The following is a 19,960-nucleotide window of genomic DNA, read 5'->3' as shown; positions in this document are numbered from 1 at the left end:
TTGTGGGCATTACAATTGCCGCTACCTGTCAGAGCATTCTGGCTACGGTAAAGCGGAACTCGCTGCCTTCTCCCGGCGTGCTTTGCGCCATTAACTGGCCGCCATGGGCCTTGATAATGCCTTGGGAGATGTACAGCCCCAGGCCTGTACCCAGCGAGTTACCCTCTTTTGCTGTCCAGTAACGGTCGAAGATGTGGGGCAACTGCTCGGGTGCAATGCCTTTGCCCGAGTCCCGCACACTGAAGACGATGTCGTCGCCGTTGGACATGGCTGCCACGCCGATTTTGCCTTGCGCCGGGGTGAATTTGATCGCATTGCCGATCAGGTTGGACAAGACCTGAAACAGACGCTCCGGGTCGGCGTTGATTTTCAGGTCGGGTTCGGCGTGGAAGGTCAGCTCCACCGCCTTGTCCAGCGCCAGCGGCGCAAGCAACGCCAGTGCTTCTTCAAAAATCTGGCTGACATCCAGCGGCTGCGGGCTGATGGTGTAGCGTCCGGCCTCGATTTTGGAGGTGTCCAGCAAGTCATCGAGCAGCACGCTCATGCGGCTACTGGCCTGTTGCATGGTGTCGATGGCCGATGTAATGCGTCGCGAGGTGTGCGGCCCTTCGCTGCTGAAGGCTTTTTGCATCATGCCGCAGAGCATTGAAATGATGGTCATGGGGTTGCGCAGGTCGTGGGACACCACTGCCACCAGCTCGTCTCGTGCCCGCACGGCCTGTTGCTCACGCAGCACCTGACGCGACAGGTCATTTTCCAGGGCCGAGCGCCGCAGGTCATTGGCCGCAAACAGATCGCCGTGGCTCCATTTGGTGGAGATGCCGTCCATCTCGACCTTCCAGATTTCGAAAGAGGTGCGCGGACTCAAGCGCAGTCCGTAGCTGCCAGCTTCAAGGTTGAGCGGCTTGCTGGGGTCGCCGCTCCACGGGATGCTTTCTTTGACTTCACTGCGAAACCACAGCACGGCGTTGTCCACAGGCTTGGGCAGGGTCATGGCCAATAAACCGCTGGCGATGTCCTTGTACTGCGCTGCCGGGGCATGGAGTGCGCTGAGGTTATGACTGGAGAAGACCGGCTGGCCGCTGTCCTTGAACCATTGATACAGCCCTCGAATGTCTTCTGAAGAAGGACACTGGCCATAACGGTGCAGCACTTTGTCTTCCAGAATGGCCACGCCGCTGGCACCGGTCAGCGCCATCAATACCTCAGGCGCCTGTGCCAGGCCTTCAAAAACGGCTTCGGTGTTTTGCACCATGGCCGCGTTCAGGCGTACCAAGGCATCCATTTTGGCTTCGCGTTGGCGGCTGATCTCCAGTGTCTGCAGGGCGCTGATTTGCAGGGACAGCACCTGGCCGATGGTTTGGCAGGCCATGCGCAGTTCATGGGGCACGTGCAGCGTTTGGCGATGCCCGCAGCTGATCAGGCCCCACAGGCGTTCACCATCCATCAGCGAAATGCTCATGGATGACAGCACGCCCATGTTTTTCATGTACTGGCAGTGAATCGGCGAAACGCTGCGCAATACGGCCCCGCTCAGGTCCAGTGCCTCGCCGTTGTCAGGGCGCAGGGCGGGAATCAACGGGACTGGCTGGTAGTCGGCATTGGGGATGATGCGCAGCCAATGGGTGCGGTAAAGCTCGCGGGCCTGCTCCGGGATGTCAGAGGCGGGGAAAAACATCCCATTGAATAATTCCATCGAAGGCGAGGATGCTTCCGCGATGACCTGGCCGTGGCCTTCATCCTGGAAACGATAGATCAGCACCCGATCGTAGCCCGTCAGCGCCTGAATCTCGCGCACGCAAATTTCGTACAGTGCGGGGAGTGTCTTGGCGGATTGCAGGCGTTGCAGCATGCGGCTCAGGTTGCGCACTTTGTTCATCGTGCTGTGGATTTCTGATGCGTCGGGCTTGAGCTCAAGCTCGAGCACCAGAATGTCTTTGTCGCGGTGCAGCAGGCCCTCGTATTCGCGCCCCTGCAAGCTCAGGGCCAAGGGTGGCGCATCGGCCAGCGTGACATGGCCTGCGGCCTGCTGCACGGCGTCAGCCGCGGCTGAGCCGGTAAGAGCGGCCAGGGGCAAGCCGAGCAGCGACTCGGCGCTCTGGCCGAACATCGCCTGCACATTGTGGCTGACTTGCTGAATTCGCAGGTCGGGCTGCGACAGGGTCACTAATAAACCGTGGGGTTGAATGGCCCCGGGAAAGCGGATGGGTTCATCAGCACAATTGGCCAGCAAGCGTTCAAAAGCTTGAGGGTCCTGTGGGTTCATACCAAAACCTCCTGACGTTCGAGCCATTGCTCGAAACAGCTAAACGTAGAGCAGGCAGCCTGCACGGCTTCGCCTCGCGCTTGAGCGTCGAGGGGCACACTGCCCAGAAAATCCATGAATGCCTTCCATTGCTGTCCTGTGGCTGCGCCGTAAACAAAAAGAAACGCGCAGCCGTTGTGCGTATCAAGGCCCAGGCGTTCCGATATCTGCTTGCGCAGCACATTACCGCCCAGCGTGGCGCCCTCCAGCACATACAAGGCGCCCAGCACACTGGCCTGGCTGTGCAATACGGGGAGGGTATCGCACAGCTCAAGCGACGGGATGCTGACCCCCAAAGCTTGCAGGTCTCGACACAATGCGGGCGTCTTGAGTCGTGCCTGCAGGTCAAAACCGCATGTGAGCCAGGGGCTGTGTTGTAGCCGCTCCTCCAGCTCGTGATAGAACCCGTAGTAGGCGCCCAAGAGGCGCTTGTAGCGTTCAAGGTCGAGTGTGTCGCTGAAGAACGGGAGGCGTTTTTCAAGGGCGACATGGAGTGTTTGAGTGCCAGAACGCAGCGCGTTCAGAGCGGGCGATACCGCTGATAAAGTTTGGTCTTGTGGCATGCCTTATAAGAGGGCTCTCTGTGTGCGACGAGAAGTCGGCGCTCATTTTTGTAGGAGCTCATGGCCTTTAAAAAGTGCAATTTTTTTGCATAAAGCGCAGCTGAACAATGGCCGGCGTCAGCCCGTTTTTATGCGCATTGTATTTCGGGCAGCGTCCTTAACATGGCGCATCATTGCCCGATGGCGTTGGCCTCAACCAGGGCCTGTTCACGGTCGAGTTCGGCGCGCAGTTCCTCTTCGGTGGGCAGCACCAGCGTGGCTGTTTCGTTCATGTACCACTGGCGTGCATGCTCGCTGTCGACTCGCAGCAGGGTGCGGTAATGGGTCCAGCTCAATTCGTGACGCAGTGCGTCACAGTTTGGAAAGGCCTGATAGAACAAGCGCATGTACCGCAAGTTTGATGCATCAAAGCCTTTCCCGAATTCAGCCGTTAGGGCCTTGGCCAGCGTTGGCAGGAGTTGCTTGCCATACTCGGCCCGTGCCGTACCGGCCTGTTCGTATTCGATGATGTGCCGACCCATGTTCCAGCAGGTTTGCACGTGCAGCGTATCCACTGCGCGCAGGACCTTTTGCCGTGACTGGCGGATGAGTTCGCTCAAGGCGCTGAGCAGAGGAGTCAGATCAGGGGTGGAGTGACGGGAAGCGGAGGATTCATAGTGAGTGCCGCGCATTGACCGGAGGGGTCAATGAGAATGTCACTGCCATTTTGTATTAGCAGTTGGTTTTTTGCGTGAAGCGTCTTAAATATAACGATGAAAACTACCGGTCCTATGTGAGGTGCTCATGCTCGAATTACGCCCCAGTTGCGAATGCTGTGATTGCGACCTGCCTCCTGATTCGGCACAAGCGCGGATTTGCTCATTTGAGTGCACCTTTTGTGCAACGTGTACTGAGCAGCATCTGGGGGGGCTTTGCCCTAATTGCGGGGGGGAGTTGATGGTGCGTCCGCGCAGGCCGGCCAACAAGCTGGCAAATAATCCGCCGTCGAGCTTGCGGGTGCATAACCCTCAGGGATGTGTCGCGCGTTGAGGGCGACGCCGCTGTCGAGGCACGAGGCTGCGATCGATTGCAGCCTGGCTGTACTCGTTAGCGGTGATGAGTTGTCAGGTTGGGATCAGTGAGTCGACAGTCGCTTTGGCGGCCCGCAAGGCGTGGTGCAGCACAAAGGCGTGATGGGCGTCGATCTGGGTAATGCCGGTTGCGGCGGCGTCCAGAGCGTGGGCGACGGCTGACAAGAGTTCCGAGGCACTGTGCAAGGCGTCTGCTGCAGGAATGTCCGGTGTCACGCTGAATAACAGATGGCTGCGTCCGCTTTCGTGGAAAGCGAGTGGGGTGGTGGGGTGTTGATACATGATCTTCTCCAACTTTTCAGTGAGAGCTGACACGATCCTTCCTACGGGATTGGGTGGCAGCCATGTGCGGGGTAGGAATACCGGGAAAGTTGGCACCCGGCCAGACCGAAGTCTGCCCGCACACAGCTACCATAGAGCGTTATCTCAGGCATAAAAAAACGCCAGAGATACAATCTTGGGCGCTACGCGCCAACTTTTAATCAGGTTCCTACACCCGGCCACGGGATTGACCGCGACGCAACGGACTCTAACCCTCGAACACCTTCTTGGCAACAGAGTCAAAAGCCCTACACGGGCGCTTTGAAAGAAACCGTCTGCCCCGGCACATCCGCGGCCAATTCCCCTCGCTGCAGCCACTGCAAGGCAATGGGCCACAAGCTGCTCTGAAAGCGAGTGTGAAAAAACGCGAAGTGACCGATGGCTGTTTCGCCGATGTCTTGCGGTTGGATGCGCAGATGCGTGCGCGGGCTGGCGCTGAAGTAGCTCAATAAGCGCTCGATGGCCGCTACGGTGCCGAAAGGATCGTCGCCAAGACTGATGGCGAGAGTTTTGGCGGTCACGGAGGAAAAGGGCAGGGCTGCAAGGCCGCGTGCGCTGGGGAGTCTTTCGTAGTGGGTGCTGAAGGCGCTCCAGTCCTTGACCACGCCCGCCGGGGTGTCTTCGAGCCAGCCCAGGCGTTTGCCGGGGAAATAACCGCATACATGAGTCAGCAGCGGCATGACCCCGTGCCACTTGGCGAGCATCTGCCAGCGCTGTGCGGGCGCATAGTCGCGCCAGTGGGCAAATTGCGCGCCCACTGTCACCAGATGACGGATTGCCTGGCCGGAAGCCATCAGGCCCGCTGCGCAGCCGCCAAAGCTGTGGCCAACCACATCGATCGGCTGGCCGGGATATTCGCGCTGGGCACGCTTGAATACGGCTTCCGCGTCCAGCGCGCCCCAGTCCGACCATGTGGCTTCAAAACCGCGCAACGATCCGGTGCGCGAGGCGCCAATGCCGCGATAGTCGAACAGCATCACGTCCAGGCCGTGGCTGAACAGGTAGTGGGCAAACCGCGAGTAGTACAGGCAGCGCACCGAGGTGGCGGCGTTGATGATCACCACTGCGCGTGAGGCGTCTGGCGTGGGTTGGCGCCACTCGAAACCACCCAGCAGGTAACCGTCAGCAGCAGGCTCGGTAAACGCCCGGCTGACAGGTTCGAGCAGGGCTGCTGTCAGTGCGCGCTCCGGGCGTTGCGCTCGGTCAGCAGGCGAGAGGCTTCGACATAGGCTTTCTGGAACGCAGGCGTTTCGATCCAGGCTACGGCGCTGTCTTCATCGTCGCCATGGATGGCAATGCGGTATTCGATCAACAGGCCCATCAGGAAGTCAGTCGCAGGTTCTTCTTCCTCTTCCGAGATCACCAGTTCCAGTACCGGGTATTGCAGGAATACGGTGCACATCGTTTGCAGGCTGGTGGCTTCGGCGGCTTTCATCACCTGGAACAAATCGTCGTAATCGGCCGGGTCAAAGCCGTTGTCGAGGATGTCCTGGAAGTTGAACGTGCTGAGGTCGATTTTCACGTCATCGAACGGGTTGTCGATCAGCGCGCCAGCCGAAGTTTTGGCCGGTTTGCCGATGCGGTTCTGCTTGGCTTTGGTCTTGGCCCGCTGCGCGTGCTTTTGCTGTTTCTTTGGCGTTGCCATGAACATGTGTCCTTTACGGGCTAAGGGGGTATTGAACCTCAGGTTTTGGGGATCGCCAAGCGTGGATCATGGGTTGGGTCGATTATGGGTTGTGGAGCCGGGCCAGCCTGGAACCTATCTCGCTCGGATCGCTCACATGTCAGACAACAACCTGGCCTTCTGGAATACACCGAACCATGAAAATCACCTCGCTGACCTTCTTGTGTTTGACCGCTTTTGCCGTTCAAGCCCACGCTTCCAGCTCCGATGCGTGGGCGGCCTACGACAAGGACGTACTCGCCCGCTGCACCCAGGCAAGCACTCTGAAAAAGGCGACCCCCGTCGGCACTCCTGCGCAATTTGACGATCGGGTGGGCTACACCGCGATTCTGCTGCAGGGTCAATACCCGCAGAAACACATGAAAGGCCGGCAAGGCACTGAGCTTTGCCTCTTCAACAAACAGTCAAAAGTGGCCTACGTGACCGAGTGGGACTCAATCCGACCTGTCGGGAAGGCTCAGTAATGAGGCGCCGGGGTCAAGGCAAAGACGCAGTCATGGGTGAGCGAGCCCGGGTGCTTAGCTAAATCGCGGCCAAAAAAAAACCCGCACTAGGCGGGTTTTCTTTTGTTTTGAGGTGGTGCGAACACCACATCAAAACTGAATGTGGTGCCCAGAGACGGAATCGAACCGCCGACACGGGGATTTTCAATCCCCTGCTCTACCGACTGAGCTATCTGGGCAACGGGGCGCATTAGAAGCCTTTTTCGATAACTCGTCAAACACTTTTTTGAAAAATATTTAATTATTACCGTCGCTTACGGACCGAGCCCCGTAAAACCGGGATTATTCGGTCGGCGGAACGTAGCCCTCAGCTTGTGCGTATTCTTCGCCGCTGAAGAATTTATCCATTTCGCCCTGCAAATATTTTCGGTCTTCAGCGTTCATCATGTTCAAACGCTTCTCGTTGATCAGCAACGTCTGGTGTTTTTGCCAATCAGCCCAGGCCTTGGCCGAAACGTGATCAAAAATGTCCTGGCCTTTGGCACCCGGAAACGGAGCGCGTTCAAGGGCAGGCAGTTCTTCTTTGTACTTGCGGCAGATGATGGTGCGGGTCATGACGACTCTCCAGCGTTCAATAGGTCGGCTGCGCGTTTGAGCAGCTTCTTGACCGGGGCAGCAAGGCCCAGGCGCGGCGGGGTGGCGAGGTTATACCAGAGCCAGTCGGCCTCGGCCACGTGATGGTCGGACTCCTTGACGTGGATCAGCCAGGGTTCGATGGCCAGTTGAAAATGGCTAAAGGTGTGGGTCAGCCCCGGCAGTGGGTGCTGCGCGCCCAGGGTCAGGGAGTGTTGCAGTGCCAGATGCTCGATATCTTGCAGGTCATCGAGTTCAGGCAGGCTCCACAGTCCGCCCCACAAACCGCTCGACGGGCGACGATAAAGCAGGATCGCCCCGTCGGCGTTCGCCAGCATCGGCATCAAGGTGCGCTTCAGCGGGACGGTTTTGCGCGGTTTGGGGATCGGGTAGCGCGTCTCAAGGCCCAGCAAGTGCGCTTCGCAGCCGCTTTCGAGCGGGCACAGCAAGCAGCTGGGCTTGCTACGGGTGCAGAGTGTGGCCCCCATGTCCATCATGGCCTGGGTATAGGCGTTGACGCGGTCGTGGGGAGTGAAACGCTCTGCGGTAGCCCACAGCTGTTTGGCCACCTTGGGTTCGCCGGGGTAGCCCTCTTGGGCGGTATAGCGCGCAAGCACCCGCTTGACGTTGCCGTCGAGGATTGGCGCCCGCAGGCCCATGCTCAGACTGGCAATCGCACCTGCTGTGGATAAGCCGATGCCGGGCAGTTCGACCAGCTTTTCAACATCCCGCGGGAATTCCCCGTCATGTTCTGCAACGATGATCTTCGCGGTCTTTTGCAAATTGCGCGCACGCGTGTAGTAGCCCAGACCTGTCCACAGGTGCAGCACTTCGTCTTCCGGTGCTGCGGCCAGGGCTTCGACCGTTGGCAGGGAGGCCATGAACCGGTCGAAGTAGTTCAGCACGGTGCTGACCTGGGTTTGCTGCAACATGATTTCCGAGACCCACACCCGATAGGGGGTGATGCCCTGTTGCCAGGGCAGGTCATGGCGGCCGTGGTGGTCATACCAATCCAGTACCGCCGTTGAAAATTGCTCATCTCTCATCGGTTGAACAGCCCCTTGAGGGCGTTTTTGAGTTCAGGGCTCACCTTGTCGCCGAGTTTCTCTTCAAGTTTTTCGCTGAGCTTGTTGCCCGCCACTTTGGCGGCGACTTTACCCAGGCCCTCTTTATCCAGACGACATGCCTTGGCTCCCAGCTCCAGCGGGCCACGGCAGCGCAATGGCAGCTCGATGCCGACAAAGTTTTTGCCGACCTGGCACGCCGGGTCCGGCATCGCGCGGGTGTCGCCTTCGATGATGATGCCGATGCGGTAGTCCATGCCCAGGACGCGCAGGTCAATGTCGCCATCGCCTTTTACGCTCAGGCCGGGCATGCGCACGACCATGTCCGGGTTGCTGGCCACACCGTTACGGAACACCAGGCTGCCCTTGAGCTCCTTGAACGGCGTGTCTTTGCCCAGCGGTGCGCCGCTCATGGTTTTGCGATTAAGGGTGGAGATGCCTTTGCACAATTGCTGTTCGAGGTTGGCATTGAGCAGCACGCCGTCATTGAGCACAAAGTTGGCTGTGCCGTTGAGACTCGAAATCAGCGCGCTCTGGCTATTGCCGCTGCCCGTGACGTTGCTGTTAAGGGTCAGCAGGCCGGTCACCGGTGGTTTTTGACCTTGGCTTTGCAAGATTTTTTCAACCGGGACATTGGTAATGCGAGTCTGCAGTTTGACCACGGGCAGTATGGGTTGTACGTCCAGGCTGCCGTTGGCTGCAAAGCTGCCCTTGTAGAGATTGCCGCTCAGGTTTTCGAGGGTCAGCACGCCAGCTTTGCTGTTGGCCTTGAGCGCGGCATTTTGAATGGGCAGCTTGCTGAGGGTCAGTTGGCCAAAACTGATGTCGGCATTGAGGTCCAGGGTCTTGAGGCGAGCCACTGGGATGATTTTGGTCGTGCTCCAGCCACTCTTGGTCGGTGCGTCCGGCAGCGGCGTATCGCCCGATGCCGCCAATGCGTTGGCTTCGCCGCCCTGTACTTCGGTCTGGCGGGCGACGCTTGCGCTGTTGGCTTCGGCCGATTTAGGCGGCAGGTAGCGATCAGCGTCGAATGTGTCGCCTTTAAGCTGGATGCGCACAGATTGTTTAGGGAAATCTTCAATGGCGATGACCCCGGTAAAAGTGCTGTCATCGACTTTGAGGTTGAGTTCGTCAAAGGTCACGCTGGTTGGTGTGCCTGACAGGCGGCTGACCAGTTCAACCTTGCTCAGGCTTTGGGGGGCCATCGCAGGCAGCGGGTGCCCGATACTGTCGAGGAATCTGGCCAGATCAAGCTGGGCGATGGACAGCCCGCCGCTTATTTGCGGGGTGTCGTTCAGGTTATGGGCCTTGAGTTCACCCAGAGCCCGCAGCTGGTTGGCGGAAATTTTCAAGCTGCTCCATTCGGCGACGTTCGCTGCCAGATCAACCAGAATTTGCCCTTGTGCGGCGAATGTCATGGTTTTGCCTTGCAGCGGCTCACCCGAGGCTTCGCCCGTGACTTTCAGGTCTTCAAACTGATAGCGCTTGAGTACACGGTCAAACCGCAGCTTGCCGTCGACTTCGGTCTTGACCCGCATTACAGGCTGGTTGGTGCCCAGGAAGGCAGTCAGTTTGACCGGGATGCTGGTGGCCTCGTGTACCGGGCCGGTGCTCAGCTGGATGCTTTCGGCGCTGAATTGCTTGCCGGTTTGCTCGTCGTTGTACTCAACCCGCGCATTGTTCACCGTCAGACTGTCGATATCGAGCTTGAGCGGCTGACTGACGCTTTCGGGCTTGCTGGCCGGGGCGGGCTCAGTGCTGGAGGTTGCGGCGGTGTCAGGAGTTGATGCTGGCTTGCCGATATCCTGCCAGTTGCCGTGACCGTCCTTGTTGCGGGTCAGGCGCAGGTTCAGGCCTTCGACACGCACATCGCTCATTTGCACTTCTTTGCGCAACAGCGGCAGCACGCGCACTGACAAACCGAGCATCTGCAGATCGGCGAAAGGTTGGGTAGGAGCGGCCAAGGTTGCCACGGTGGCGTCGTGCAGCTCCAGGCCAAGCCAGGGGAAGAGGCTCCAGCCGATGTCGCCATTGAGGGTTAGCTCAATGTGGGCTTTGTCACGGGCTATCTGGCGGATCTCGTCTTTATAGTCGTTGGGATCGAACAGATGGCTAAGGGCAAAGCCCAGGGCCACGATGATCAGCAACAATCCGAGAAGCACCAGACCCAGGATTTTGCCGAACGCTTTCATGGGCGAGTCCTTGTAAGTCTGAGTGAAGGTGAGTTTTTAATTTAGCCGCAGAGTATAGCGTCACGAGCAGGCCGACTGGGCGCCGATAGTGGCGGATCAGTTGGTCGGATAAAGACCGCATCAGGTTAAGCCCTGAGCGGCGTTCAAATGGTAATCTTCGCCTGTTTTTCGGGCCTTCTGCGGCGTAATGCCGCGTCTCGATCCAACAAGAACGACTGTTCGCCGCAGGGCGCCAAAGTCAGGGATCGAGCGTGTCCGGGAAATAACTTCATTAACTGGGGGAAACACTCATGAGTACCAGCACCGCTGCGGGCAGTCCTGCTTCACAGCCTGCGTTCCTGTCCAAGGAGCGCATCATCGCCAAACCCGGCTTTAACCGTTGGCTGGTTCCGCCCGCCGCATTGGCCATTCACCTGTGTATCGGCATGGCCTATGGCTTTTCGGTGTTCTGGTTGCCGCTGTCCAAAGCCCTGGGCGTGACCGCTCCTGTGGCATGCGCGCCGGACATGAGTTTTATCGCACAAGTATTTTCGTCGCAATGCGACTGGCCGATTTCGATGCTCGGCTGGATCTACACCCTGTTTTTTATCTTTCTGGGCTGCTCGGCAGCCGTATGGGGTGGCTGGCTTGAGCATGCCGGGCCGCGCAAAGCTGGTGTGGTGTCGGCGCTGTGCTGGTGTGGCGGCTTGTTGATTTCTGCGTTGGGCATTTATACCCACCAGATCTGGTTGATGTGGTTAGGGTCTGGGGTGATCGGCGGTATCGGCCTTGGTTTGGGCTACATCTCGCCCGTATCGACCCTGATCAAGTGGTTTCCGGACAAGCGTGGCATGGCCACGGGCATGGCGATCATGGGTTTTGGTGGCGGGGCAATGGTGGGTGCACCGCTGGCCGCGGCGCTGATGAACCATTTTGCCGGACCGGATGGCGTCGGCGTATGGCAGAGCTTTGTAGCGATGGCGGCGATTTACTTCGTCTTCATGATCGGTGGCGCCTTGTCGTACCGCGTTCCGCCGACCGGCTGGAAGCCTGAGGGCTGGAAAGCTCCAGCCAAAAAAGCAGCCAACGCGATGATTACCCAACGCCATGTACACGTGAGCGTGGCCTGGAAAACCCCGCAGTTCGCGCTGGTGTGGTTGGTGCTGTGTCTCAACGTATCGGCAGGTATCGGTATTTTGGGTATGGCTTCGCCCTTGTTGCAGGAAGTGTTCGCAGGCAAGTTGCTGGGCAATGACCTGACATTCAGTCAACTGGATGCTGCACAGCTGGCACAAATTGCCGCGATTGCCGCGGGCTTCACCGGTTTGCTCAGCCTGTTCAACATTGGCGGGCGGTTCTTCTGGGCGTCGTTCTCGGATTACCTGGGGCGTAAAAACACCTACTTTGTGTTCTTCGCACTGGGTTTTGCGCTGTACGCGATGATTCCCAACCTCGGTCATCTGGGTAATGTTTCGCTGTTTGTGGCGGCGTTCTGCATCATCTTGTCGATGTACGGCGGCGGCTTTGCCACGGTGCCGGCGTATCTGGCTGACCTGTTCGGGACGCAGATGGTCGGCGCGATTCACGGCCGCCTGCTGACAGCCTGGGCGGCGGCGGGTGTGCTGGGGCCGGTATTGGTCAACTACCTGCGCGAATACCAGTTGAGCATCGGGGTCGAGCGGGCGGCGGCGTATGACATCACGTTGTACATCCTCGCAGGCCTGCTGGTACTGGGCTTCATCTGCAACTTGCTGGTGCGTCCGGTGGCCGACAAATACTTCATGACTGACGCTGAACTGGCCGCCGAACAGGCGCTGGGCCATGACAAGGGTGCGGATGCCAGCACTTCGCTGGAGTGGAAAGCCGCACCGGGTAGCCACCCACTGGTTATCGCGGCCTGGTTGGCCGTGGGCATTCCATTGCTGTGGGGTGTTTGGGTGACAGTGCAGAAAACGGCGGTATTGTTTAACTGATTCAGGAGGCGCCATTTCGTATGGCGCCTTTGTAGCCGCTGCCGAAGGCTGCGATAAGGGCCGAAGGACCTTCCTGCAAGCTTTACAGTACGGCCCCTTCGGGCCCGATCGCAGCCTTCGGCAGCGGCTACAAAATCAGCCGTTGTGTTCACTCCGTCAGCCGTATCACCCTTAATGTTTCTGTTTGCCAGACCCGTGCCTATAATGGCCACCTTTTTCGCCCAATGATTTTGCGGAGCTGGTGATGGCCGAACGTAAGGCGTCAGTCGAGCGCGATACTCTGGAAACCCAGATTAAAGCCTCGATCAACTTGGATGGTACCGGTAAGGCCCGATTTGATATCGGTGTTCCTTTTCTTGAGCACATGCTCGACCAGATCGCCCGACATGGGTTGATCGACCTGGACATCGAGTGCAAAGGCGACCTGCATATCGACGATCACCATACCGTCGAGGATGTTGGCATTACCCTGGGTAAAGCCTTCAGCGAAGCGGTCGGCGATAAAAAAGGCATGACCCGCTACGGTCACGCTTATGTCCCGCTGGATGAAGCGCTGTCGCGTGTGGTCATCGACTTTTCCGGTCGTCCTGGCCTGCAAATGCATGTGCCCTACACTCGAGCCACTGTAGGCGGCTTCGACGTTGACCTGTTCCAGGAGTTCTTTCAGGGCTTCGTGAACCACGCCAATGTCAGCCTGCACATCGACAACCTGCGCGGCACCAACACTCACCACCAGATCGAAACTGTGTTCAAGGCTTTTGGCCGCGCGTTGCGTATGGCCGTTGCGCTGGATGAGCGCATGGCCGGGCAAATGCCATCGACCAAGGGCGTGCTCTGATGCAGACAGTGGCGGTTATCGATTACGGCATGGGTAACTTGCACTCGGTGGCCAAGGCGCTGGAGCACGTTGGCGCCGGTCGGGTGCTGATTACCAGCGACGCCGACGTGATTCGCGAAGCTGACCGGGTGGTGTTCCCGGGTGTGGGCGCGATTCGCGACTGCATGGCGGAAATCCGTCGTCTGGGTTTTGACTCGCTGGTGCGTGAAGTCAGCCAGGATCGTCCGTTCCTCGGTATCTGCGTCGGCATGCAAGCGTTGCTCGACCATAGTGAAGAGAACGGTGGCGTTGATTGCATTGGCCTGTTCCCGGGTGCTGTGAAGTTCTTCGGCAAAGGTCTGCACGAAGACGGCGAGCACCTCAAGGTGCCGCACATGGGCTGGAACGAGGTGCAACAAAAAGTGGATCACCCGCTGTGGCACGGCATCCCCGACCTGGCGCGTTTTTACTTTGTACACAGCTACTACATTGCGGCGGGCAATCCTCGCCAGGTAGTCGGTGGCGGGCATTACGGCGTCGATTTCGCCGCAGCGCTGGCCGAGGGCTCGCGCTTCGCGGTGCAGTTCCACCCGGAAAAAAGCCATACCCACGGCTTGCAGCTGCTGCAAAACTTCGCGGCCTGGGATGGTCGCTGGTAATGGCTCCTCGCAAGAAGCCGCCGATTCTCACGCTCACTCCCGAGCAAGAGAGCGAAGCCAACAGCAAGATCAAACGCTTTATGGAAGATCGCTTCGAACTGGACCTGGGTTCGTTCGAGGCGGCTGAAATCCTTGAGCTGTTCACCCGCGAAATCGCGCCGCATTACTACAATCGCGCGATTTTCGATGTGCAAACGCACCTCAAAGAGAGGTTCGAGAGCATCGAAAGCGACCTGTGGGCGCTCGAAAAGAACTGATTTCCGAGTCTCAGACTCCCGAATTTGAAGGTTTGCCACATGCTGATTATTCCCGCTATCGATCTTAAAGACGGTGCTTGTGTGCGTCTGCGTCAGGGCCGCATGGAAGATTCCACCGTGTTCTCCGATGACCCGGTGAGCATGGCCGCCAAATGGGTAGAGGGCGGTTGCCGCCGTCTGCACCTGGTCGACCTGAACGGTGCATTCGAAGGTCAGCCGGTCAACGGTGACGTGGTGACAGCCATTGCCCGGTTGTACCCGCAGTTGCCAATCCAGATCGGCGGCGGCATTCGCTCGCTGGAAACCATCGAGCACTACGTCAAGGCTGGCGTGAGCTATGTGATTCTGGGCACCAAGGCAGTCAAGAACCCTGAGTTCGTGGCCGAAGCGTGCCGTGCGTTCCCTGGCAAGATCATTGTCGGTATGGACGCCAAAGACGGCTTCGTGGCTACCGACGGCTGGGCTGAAGTCAGCACCGTTCAGGTCATCGATCTGGCCAAGCGCTTTGAAGCGGACGGCGTGTCGGCCATCGTTTATACCGACATTGCCAAAGACGGCATGATGCAGGGCTGCAACGTCAGCTACACCGCCGCGCTGGCTGCTGCTACCAGCATCCCGGTGATCGCCTCGGGCGGCATCCACAATCTGGGTGATATCAAGGCCCTGATGGATGCCAAGGCTCCGGGCATCGTGGGCGCCATCACCGGTCGTGCAATCTATGAAGGCACGCTGGATGTGGCTGAGGCGCAAGCCTTCTGCGACAGCTACAAGGCCTGAGGAGAGACCCATGGCGCTGGCCAAACGCATCATCCCTTGCCTGGACGTGGATAACGGCCGGGTAGTCAAGGGCGTCAAGTTCGAGAACATTCGCGATGCTGGCGACCCGGTAGAAATTGCCCGTCGCTATGACGAGCAAGGTGCTGACGAGATTACCTTTCTCGACATCACCGCCAGCGTCGATGGCCGCGACACCACGTTGCATACCGTCGAACGCATGGCCAGCCAGGTGTTCATCCCGCTGACTGTGGGCGGGGGCGTGCGTTGCATCCAGGACATCCGCAACCTGCTCAATGCCGGTGCGGACAAAGTGTCGATCAATACTGCGGCGGTGTTTAACCCGGAGTTTGTGGGTGAAGCGGCGCAGCATTTTGGCTCGCAGTGCATCGTGGTAGCGATTGATGCGAAAAAAGTCTCACAGCCGGGCGAGACCCCGCGCTGGGAAATCTTCACCCACGGCGGGCGCAAGCCTACCGGGCTTGATGCAGTCGAATGGGCCATGAAGATGGAAGGCCTGGGGGCTGGCGAGATCTTGCTGACCAGCATGGACCAGGATGGTATGAAAAGCGGTTTTGACCTGGGCGTGACCCGGGCCATCAGCGACGCGCTGGGCATTCCGGTGATTGCCTCGGGTGGTGTCGGCAACTTGCAGCATTTGGCCGACGGCATCCTTGAAGGTCACGCCAGTGCGGTACTGGCGGCGAGTATTTTCCACTTTGGCGAATACACCGTGCCAGAGGCCAAGGCATACATGGCAGCGCGCGGGATCGTGGTTCGCTGAGGCCAAAGGCTACTGGACAGCATGGCGTGCCCACGGCACTCTTGAGCACGCCATGGATTTAGGTCGCCAGTCATGTTTAAACGCTTTTTGCTCGTTCTCGCCGGTTCCACGATGTGGCTGGCGAGTACCGCTTCTGCGGTTGATGCGTCGCATTCTTCGATCGTGCTGCTGACTGAAAACTTCCCGCCGTACAACATGGCAAAAAACGGCAAGAACTTTGCGCAAAACGAAAATATTGAAGGCATCGCCGTCGATATTCTGCGTGAAACCTTCAAACGTGCCGGTATCCCTTACAGCATGACCCTGCGCTTCCCTTGGGAGCGTATCTATCACCTTGCCCTTGAAAACCCCGGATACGGCGTGTTTGTCGCTGCTCGTGTGCCCGAGCGTGAACAGCTGTTCAAGTGGGTCGGCCCGCTTGGCCCGGATGACTGGGTGTTGCTGGCCCGAGGCGACAGCCCGATTACCCTGACTTCGCTTGAACAGGCCCGCCAGTACCGGGTGGGCGCTTACAAAGGTGACGCCATTGCCTTGTCCCTTGAGAAGCAGGGGTTGGCGCCGGTGATTGTGTTGCGCGATCAGGACAACGCCAAAAAGCTGCAGGCCGGGCAAATCGACCTGTGGGCCACAGGCGCTCCGGCAGGGCAATTCCTGGCGCGTCAGGTAGGCATTTCGGGGTTCAAGACGGTGTTGCGCTTTAATCAGGCCGAGCTTTTTCTGGCGTTGAACAAAGACGTGCCGGACGAGGTGGTGAGCAAGCTGCAGAAGGCGCTGGATGAGTTAAAGGCTGAAGGCGTGGTCGATAAGATCCGCGCCAAATATCTCTAACCACAATACGCGGATGTGGGAGCGAGCCTGCTCGCGAAGGCAACACCGTGGTTTGCCAGACAGACCTCGCCGCCTGCATCGCGAGCAGGCTCGCTCCCACAAGAGCCGAGCCCGTAAGTGCTAGCGATAAACCCCGTCCTTCCCGTGCCCGGCCATGGCCTTGTTGCTGCGCACGCCGATCATTTGCCTGATGTCGATCCAGTCAATTCCCTGCGCCTTGAGCTTGGGTAGTTCACGTTCAAGCACGGCGAGGGTTTGCGGATAAGGGTGGCCGATCATCACTGCCGAGCCTTGCTTATGGGCCAGTTTGATCGCGGTTTGGAGTTGCGTGGCGATGGCTTGCTCGGTGCGCACATCGTCGAGAAACACATCCCGTGAAACACTGGCCAGGCCGATCTTCTGTGCCTCGGCAGCGGCGACGGTTTGTGCGCTTGTACGGCTGTCGACGAAGAATTTATGGCGCTGCTGCAAGTTGCCCATCAACCAGGCCATCGCTTGCGGCTGTGAGGTCATGCGGCTACCCATGTGGTTGTTGATGCCACTGGTGTAGGGCACGGCCTTGAACGCGGCGTTGAGGCGCTTTTCAAGTTCGTCGACGGGCAGGTCCGGGTGCCAGGCAAACGGCCCGGTGGCCGGGTCCATTGGCATGTGCAAAATGACGATCTTGCCGGCTTTGTAGGCCTCGCGAGCGAATTCTGCTGCATGGGGGGTGTCGGGCATGACGGCGGTAGTGACCGGGCCGGGCAAGGCCAGCACGCGGCGGTCCCGTGGCAGGTTTTGCCCAAGGTCATCGATGATCAGGCTCAGGTAAGCCTTGTGCGGCGCGGCTTGCTGGCTGGCCGGTGTCCCATGGGCGACACCGGTCAGGCAGCAGAGCAGGGCCAGGGCTAGAGAAAGACGCACCTCAGTTGCCGCGCGTAATGCTCAAGCCCTTGAGCAGGCTCAGGGCCTGGCTCAGCTGGAAGTCATCGTCCTGCGGCATTGGCTTGGCTTTGGGGTTGGAGCCGGAAGGTTTGTCGGCGCCGCCGTTGCCATTGCCCAGGTGACCTTGCAGGTCGGCTTCCTTGTAGTACTCGGTGTCCTGCTCGCGAGTGATCTTGGCGCGGCTGACTTCTATGTCCGGAACAATGCCCTGGGCCTGGATCGAGCGCCCGTTCGGGGTGAAGTACAGCGCCGTGGTGATTTTCAGCGCACGGTCATTATTCAGTGGCAGTACGGTTTGCACCGAACCTTTACCGAAGCTGGTGGTGCCCATGACCACGCCGCGTTTCTGATCTTGCAAGGCGCCTGCGACGATTTCTGACGCCGAAGCGCTGCCGCCGTTGATCAGCACGACCAATGGAACGCCTTCGCTCAGGTCCTTGCCGGTGGCAGAGAAACGCAACTCAGAGTTGGCGATGCGGCCCTTGGTATAGACGATCAAGCCTTTGGTGATGAAGTGATCGACCACTTCAACCGCCGACTGCAGCACGCCACCCGGGTTGTTACGCAGGTCGAGGATGATGCCCTTGAGTCGCTTGTTGCCGTTTTCTCTGCGCAACTTGGACAGCGCAGCGGCCACTTCTTCGCCGGTCTTGACCTGGAACTGGGTGATACGGATGTAGCCGTAACCGTCCTCAAGCAACTGGGCCTTGACGCTTTTGACCTGAATGTTGGCGCGGGTCAGGGTTACGTCAAACGGCGTACCGCCATTGCGCACCAGGGTCAGGGTGATTTTCTGCCCGATCTTGCCGCGCATTTTATCCACGGCTTCGGTCATGCTCAGGCCACGGGTGGGCTGACCATTGATCTTGACGATAAGATCGCCCGCCTGAATTCCGGCCTTGCTGGCGGGGGTGTCGTCGATCGGTGAGACGATTTTGATATTGCCGTCTTCAGTGCCGACTTCGATGCCCAGCCCGCCAAACTCGCCGCTGGTGCTTTCCTGCAATTCGGCGAAATCTTCTGGGCCAAGGTAGGCGGAGTGCGGGTCGAGGTTGCTGAGCATGCCTTTGATGGCATTCTCCAGCAGAGTTTTGTCGTCCACCGGTTCAACATACGCGGCCTTGATTCGATCCATGACCTCGGCAAATGTGCGCAGCTCTTCAAGAGGCAGCGGTGCCTTGGTGCTGGCAGCTGCGCCGGCTGGCGCGATGGTCGGCTCGGCAGCAAATGCCATTGGCGAGCCGATCACCAGAGCGATCGTCAGGGCCAGCGAGTTGAGGCGGGACAAATGCGGCATGTTGAGCGAACTCCTACGTATTAAAGGTGATGGACTCATCCCTGAGTGCGACACCATTGTGCAGGGTCGCTGGGGCGGCCCTGCTGACGAATAGCGAAATACAGTGCTGGTGTGGCTTGCCCACCGCTGTTGCCTACGGTGGAGATCACTTCGCCAGCTTTAACGATGTCTCCGGCAGACTTGAGCAGTGTCTGATTGTGGCCATACAAGCTCAAGTAGCCATTACCGTGGTCCAGAATCACCAGTTGACCTGCGCCACGCAGCCAGTCGGCAAACACCACGCGACCACCGTGTACGGCGTGTACCTGGCTGCCGGCACTGGCGCTGATCATCACGCCGTCCCACTTGGTGCGCGAGTCATCACCACGGGTTTCACCGAAGCGTGCTAGCAATCGACCATCAACTGGCCATGGAAGTTTGCCCCGTGCCTGAGAAAAAACTCCGCCGTAGGAAGCGCCGGCACTGGACACCAATGCGCCCGGAGTTGACTGGACCGGTTTGCGGGGGGCGTCGGTGGCAACCGATTCAGCCTCGCGCTGGCGTTTTTTCTCGGCTTCCTGCTGTGCAATCAAGGCTTTTTGCCGCGCCTGTTCGGCTTCGCGTGCCTGACGGGCAAGGGTTTCCTCGATGGTCTTGAGGACTTTAGCCAGATCGGCTTGGTCCTGTTCGCGCGCCTGCAGTTTTTGATCGCGATCCTTTACGTCGGTATTGAGCTTGGCCAGTACTTGCTGGCGTTCTGCACGTACCTTGTCGAGTTCAGCGCGCTGGGTGTCCAGGCTGCTTTTTTGAGTCAGCAACTGAGCCTGTTGCAGATTGATATCGGCTTCGACATTGGCCAGTTGGCGCAGGGTTTCGTTAAAACCCTTGAGCTGCTCCAGGCGGGCCTGGCTCAGGTAATCGTAATAGGTGAGGGTTCGGGCGAACTTCTCGGGATTTTGCTGGTTGAGCAGCATTTTCAGGTACTCCTGACGCCCCCCCTGATAGGCGGCACGGGCCTGAATGGCGATCAGGCGCTGCTGTTCAAGTTTTGCGCTGTGGAGTTTTTTTTTCTCGCTATCTAGGCGCAGCAGCTCGCCTTCACTCTTTTTTAGTTCTTGTTGCAGGGTTTCTACCTGCTTCTCCAGCTTGCCGATTTCGGTTTCGGTACTGCGCAGGTCTTTCTGCACGCCGGATTTTTCTTCCTGGAGTTTACCGAGGAGCTTTTTCAGCTCGCTGATATCCTGGCGCGTGGCGTCCAGCTGCTGTTGGGTTTGCGCGCGCTCGTCGGCAAACGCCGGTTGGAGCAGGCATGCGAGGGTCAGGGCTATAAGGGCGCGAAGCATGGGGCGGGCGACACCTGGGGAACGGGACGGCCTAGTATGCCCGCCCTCGTCACCTATAAGAAATGGATGAA

General features: G+C 58.8%; 20 protein-coding genes, 1 tRNA gene and 1 pseudogene. 9 read left to right on the top strand and 13 right to left on the bottom strand.

The window, feature by feature from the left end:
- Positions 1 to 28: 28 nt before the first annotated feature.
- The 3 genes and pseudogenes from RGV06_RS13480 to RGV06_RS13470 form a co-directional block, all read right to left on the bottom strand.
- Positions 29 to 2,266 (bottom strand): ATP-binding protein, encoded by a 2,238-nt coding sequence (locus RGV06_RS13480; protein ID WP_322150179.1) that lies wholly within the window; start codon positions 2,264 to 2,266, stop codon positions 29 to 31.
- Positions 2,263 to 2,868, bottom strand: a complete 606-nt coding sequence (locus RGV06_RS13475) for a biliverdin-producing heme oxygenase (protein WP_048352241.1) — start codon at positions 2,866 to 2,868, stop codon at positions 2,263 to 2,265. The genes RGV06_RS13480 and RGV06_RS13475 overlap by 4 nt, the downstream gene beginning before the upstream one ends.
- Positions 2,869 to 3,125: 257 nt before the next feature.
- A pseudogene (locus tag RGV06_RS13470) lies at positions 3,126 to 3,539 on the bottom strand (DUF1016 N-terminal domain-containing protein); the annotation flags it as partial.
- Between the two features lie 112 nt (positions 3,540 to 3,651).
- Between RGV06_RS13470 and RGV06_RS13465 the strand changes: the two are divergent.
- Positions 3,652 to 3,897 (top strand): DUF1272 domain-containing protein, encoded by a 246-nt coding sequence (locus RGV06_RS13465; RefSeq protein WP_019824794.1) that lies wholly within the window; start codon positions 3,652 to 3,654, stop codon positions 3,895 to 3,897.
- A 74-nt stretch (positions 3,898 to 3,971) separates the two neighbouring features.
- Here RGV06_RS13465 and RGV06_RS13460 read toward each other — a convergent pair whose 3' ends face one another.
- From RGV06_RS13460 to RGV06_RS13450, 3 genes are all read right to left on the bottom strand, one after another.
- Entirely contained in the window at positions 3,972 to 4,253 is a 282-nt protein-coding gene (locus RGV06_RS13460; protein WP_231984131.1) for a DUF3077 domain-containing protein, read from the bottom strand.
- A gap of 254 nt (positions 4,254 to 4,507) precedes the next feature.
- Positions 4,508 to 5,374 carry an alpha/beta fold hydrolase gene (locus RGV06_RS13455; protein WP_048352239.1) on the bottom strand — a complete coding sequence of 289 codons (867 nt, stop codon included), beginning with the start codon at positions 5,372 to 5,374 and terminating at the stop codon, positions 4,508 to 4,510.
- A gap of 59 nt (positions 5,375 to 5,433) precedes the next feature.
- Positions 5,434 to 5,904: a hypothetical protein gene (locus RGV06_RS13450; RefSeq protein WP_019824800.1), complete on the bottom strand. Its 471-nt coding sequence runs from the start codon at positions 5,902 to 5,904 to the stop codon at positions 5,434 to 5,436.
- Between the two features lie 176 nt (positions 5,905 to 6,080).
- Here RGV06_RS13450 and RGV06_RS13445 point away from each other — a divergent pair, with 176 nt between their 5' ends.
- Complete coding sequence (locus tag RGV06_RS13445; RefSeq protein WP_019824802.1) at positions 6,081 to 6,407, top strand: hypothetical protein; 327 nt, start codon at positions 6,081 to 6,083, stop codon at positions 6,405 to 6,407.
- 142 nt (positions 6,408 to 6,549) lie between these two features.
- Here RGV06_RS13445 and RGV06_RS13440 read toward each other — a convergent pair.
- From RGV06_RS13440 to RGV06_RS13425, 4 genes are all read right to left on the bottom strand, one after another.
- Positions 6,550 to 6,625 (bottom strand) — tRNA-Phe (locus RGV06_RS13440).
- Positions 6,626 to 6,728: 103 nt separating this feature from the next.
- Positions 6,729 to 7,001, bottom strand: a complete 273-nt coding sequence (locus tag RGV06_RS13435) for an oxidative damage protection protein (protein WP_003438557.1) — start codon at positions 6,999 to 7,001, stop codon at positions 6,729 to 6,731.
- Positions 6,998 to 8,065 (bottom strand): A/G-specific adenine glycosylase, encoded by a 1,068-nt coding sequence (gene mutY, locus RGV06_RS13430; protein ID WP_019824807.1) that lies wholly within the window; start codon positions 8,063 to 8,065, stop codon positions 6,998 to 7,000. Before mutY ends, RGV06_RS13435 begins: the two co-directional genes overlap by 4 nt.
- Positions 8,062 to 10,275 (bottom strand): AsmA family protein, encoded by a 2,214-nt coding sequence (locus tag RGV06_RS13425; RefSeq protein ID WP_322150174.1) that lies wholly within the window; start codon positions 10,273 to 10,275, stop codon positions 8,062 to 8,064. Before RGV06_RS13425 ends, mutY begins: the two co-directional genes overlap by 4 nt.
- Before the next feature lie 290 nt (positions 10,276 to 10,565).
- Here RGV06_RS13425 and RGV06_RS13420 point away from each other — a divergent pair, with 290 nt between their 5' ends.
- The 7 genes from RGV06_RS13420 to RGV06_RS13390 all read left to right on the top strand — a co-directional run bounded on the left by RGV06_RS13420 (position 10,566) and on the right by RGV06_RS13390 (position 16,346).
- Entirely contained in the window at positions 10,566 to 12,227 is a 1,662-nt protein-coding gene (locus RGV06_RS13420; RefSeq protein WP_019824810.1) for an OFA family MFS transporter, read from the top strand.
- Between the two features lie 244 nt (positions 12,228 to 12,471).
- Complete coding sequence (gene hisB / locus RGV06_RS13415) at positions 12,472 to 13,065, top strand: imidazoleglycerol-phosphate dehydratase HisB (RefSeq protein ID WP_016783108.1); 594 nt, start codon at positions 12,472 to 12,474, stop codon at positions 13,063 to 13,065.
- Complete coding sequence (gene hisH, locus RGV06_RS13410) at positions 13,065 to 13,703, top strand: imidazole glycerol phosphate synthase subunit HisH (protein ID WP_019824813.1); 639 nt, start codon at positions 13,065 to 13,067, stop codon at positions 13,701 to 13,703. Before hisB ends, hisH begins: the two co-directional genes overlap by 1 nt.
- Positions 13,703 to 13,960, top strand: a complete 258-nt coding sequence (locus RGV06_RS13405) for a DUF2164 domain-containing protein (protein ID WP_019824815.1) — start codon at positions 13,703 to 13,705, stop codon at positions 13,958 to 13,960. Before hisH ends, RGV06_RS13405 begins: the two co-directional genes overlap by 1 nt.
- 39 nt (positions 13,961 to 13,999) lie before the next feature.
- Complete coding sequence (hisA, locus tag RGV06_RS13400; RefSeq protein WP_019824817.1) at positions 14,000 to 14,737, top strand: 1-(5-phosphoribosyl)-5-[(5-phosphoribosylamino)methylideneamino]imidazole-4-carboxamide isomerase; 738 nt, start codon at positions 14,000 to 14,002, stop codon at positions 14,735 to 14,737.
- Positions 14,738 to 14,747: 10 nt separating this feature from the next.
- Positions 14,748 to 15,518, top strand: coding sequence for an imidazole glycerol phosphate synthase subunit HisF (gene hisF / locus RGV06_RS13395; RefSeq protein WP_198822364.1), 771 nt, complete (start codon positions 14,748 to 14,750; stop codon positions 15,516 to 15,518).
- Between the two features lie 72 nt (positions 15,519 to 15,590).
- A complete protein-coding gene (locus tag RGV06_RS13390; protein WP_019824821.1) occupies positions 15,591 to 16,346 on the top strand; it encodes a substrate-binding periplasmic protein in 756 nt (251 codons plus the stop codon).
- A 120-nt stretch (positions 16,347 to 16,466) separates the two neighbouring features.
- Here RGV06_RS13390 and RGV06_RS13385 read toward each other — a convergent pair whose 3' ends face one another.
- Genes RGV06_RS13385 through RGV06_RS13375 form a run of 3 tightly spaced genes read right to left on the bottom strand, consistent with a single transcriptional unit; the run spans position 16,467 to position 19,889 of the window.
- A complete protein-coding gene (locus tag RGV06_RS13385; RefSeq protein WP_019824823.1) occupies positions 16,467 to 17,249 on the bottom strand; it encodes a divergent polysaccharide deacetylase family protein in 783 nt (260 codons plus the stop codon).
- 1 nt (position 17,250) lies between these two features.
- Positions 17,251 to 18,567, bottom strand: coding sequence for a S41 family peptidase (locus RGV06_RS13380; RefSeq protein ID WP_019824825.1), 1,317 nt, complete (start codon positions 18,565 to 18,567; stop codon positions 17,251 to 17,253).
- Between the two features lie 35 nt (positions 18,568 to 18,602).
- On the bottom strand, positions 18,603 to 19,889 hold the full coding sequence (locus RGV06_RS13375) for a murein hydrolase activator EnvC family protein (RefSeq protein ID WP_048352232.1): 1,287 nt from the start codon (positions 19,887 to 19,889) through the stop codon (positions 18,603 to 18,605).
- Between the last annotated feature and the right edge of the window lie 71 nt (positions 19,890 to 19,960).

Origin of the sequence: Pseudomonas sp. CCI3.1, from assembly GCF_034313985.1 — a bacterium.
Classification (GTDB): Bacteria; Pseudomonadota; Gammaproteobacteria; order Pseudomonadales; family Pseudomonadaceae; genus Aquipseudomonas; species Aquipseudomonas psychrophila.
This window is presented reverse-complemented; position numbering and strand designations above follow the sequence as displayed.

Excerpts from the sequence above, each read along its gene's own strand:
- RGV06_RS13390 (WP_019824821.1), top strand. The coding sequence starts at position 15,591 with ATGTTTAAACGCTTTTTGCTCGTTCTCGCCGGTTCCACGATGTGGCTG.
- hisB (WP_016783108.1), top strand. The coding sequence starts at position 12,472 with ATGGCCGAACGTAAGGCGTCAGTCGAGCGCGATACTCTGGAAACCCAG.
- hisF (WP_198822364.1), top strand. The coding sequence starts at position 14,748 with ATGGCGCTGGCCAAACGCATCATCCCTTGCCTGGACGTGGATAACGGC.
- RGV06_RS13375 (WP_048352232.1), bottom strand. The coding sequence starts at position 19,889 with ATGCTTCGCGCCCTTATAGCCCTGACCCTCGCATGCCTGCTCCAACCG.
- RGV06_RS13475 (WP_048352241.1), bottom strand. The coding sequence starts at position 2,868 with ATGCCACAAGACCAAACTTTATCAGCGGTATCGCCCGCTCTGAACGCG.
- RGV06_RS13465 (WP_019824794.1), top strand. The coding sequence starts at position 3,652 with ATGCTCGAATTACGCCCCAGTTGCGAATGCTGTGATTGCGACCTGCCT.
- hisA (WP_019824817.1), top strand. The coding sequence starts at position 14,000 with ATGCTGATTATTCCCGCTATCGATCTTAAAGACGGTGCTTGTGTGCGT.
- RGV06_RS13435 (WP_003438557.1), bottom strand. The coding sequence starts at position 7,001 with ATGACCCGCACCATCATCTGCCGCAAGTACAAAGAAGAACTGCCTGCC.
- hisH (WP_019824813.1), top strand. The coding sequence starts at position 13,065 with ATGCAGACAGTGGCGGTTATCGATTACGGCATGGGTAACTTGCACTCG.
- RGV06_RS13480 (WP_322150179.1), bottom strand. The coding sequence starts at position 2,266 with ATGAACCCACAGGACCCTCAAGCTTTTGAACGCTTGCTGGCCAATTGT.
- RGV06_RS13425 (WP_322150174.1), bottom strand. The coding sequence starts at position 10,275 with ATGAAAGCGTTCGGCAAAATCCTGGGTCTGGTGCTTCTCGGATTGTTG.
- RGV06_RS13445 (WP_019824802.1), top strand. The coding sequence starts at position 6,081 with ATGAAAATCACCTCGCTGACCTTCTTGTGTTTGACCGCTTTTGCCGTT.
- RGV06_RS13405 (WP_019824815.1), top strand. The coding sequence starts at position 13,703 with ATGGCTCCTCGCAAGAAGCCGCCGATTCTCACGCTCACTCCCGAGCAA.
- RGV06_RS13420 (WP_019824810.1), top strand. The coding sequence starts at position 10,566 with ATGAGTACCAGCACCGCTGCGGGCAGTCCTGCTTCACAGCCTGCGTTC.
- RGV06_RS13380 (WP_019824825.1), bottom strand. The coding sequence starts at position 18,567 with ATGCCGCATTTGTCCCGCCTCAACTCGCTGGCCCTGACGATCGCTCTG.
- RGV06_RS13450 (WP_019824800.1), bottom strand. The coding sequence starts at position 5,904 with ATGGCAACGCCAAAGAAACAGCAAAAGCACGCGCAGCGGGCCAAGACC.
- mutY (WP_019824807.1), bottom strand. The coding sequence starts at position 8,065 with ATGAGAGATGAGCAATTTTCAACGGCGGTACTGGATTGGTATGACCAC.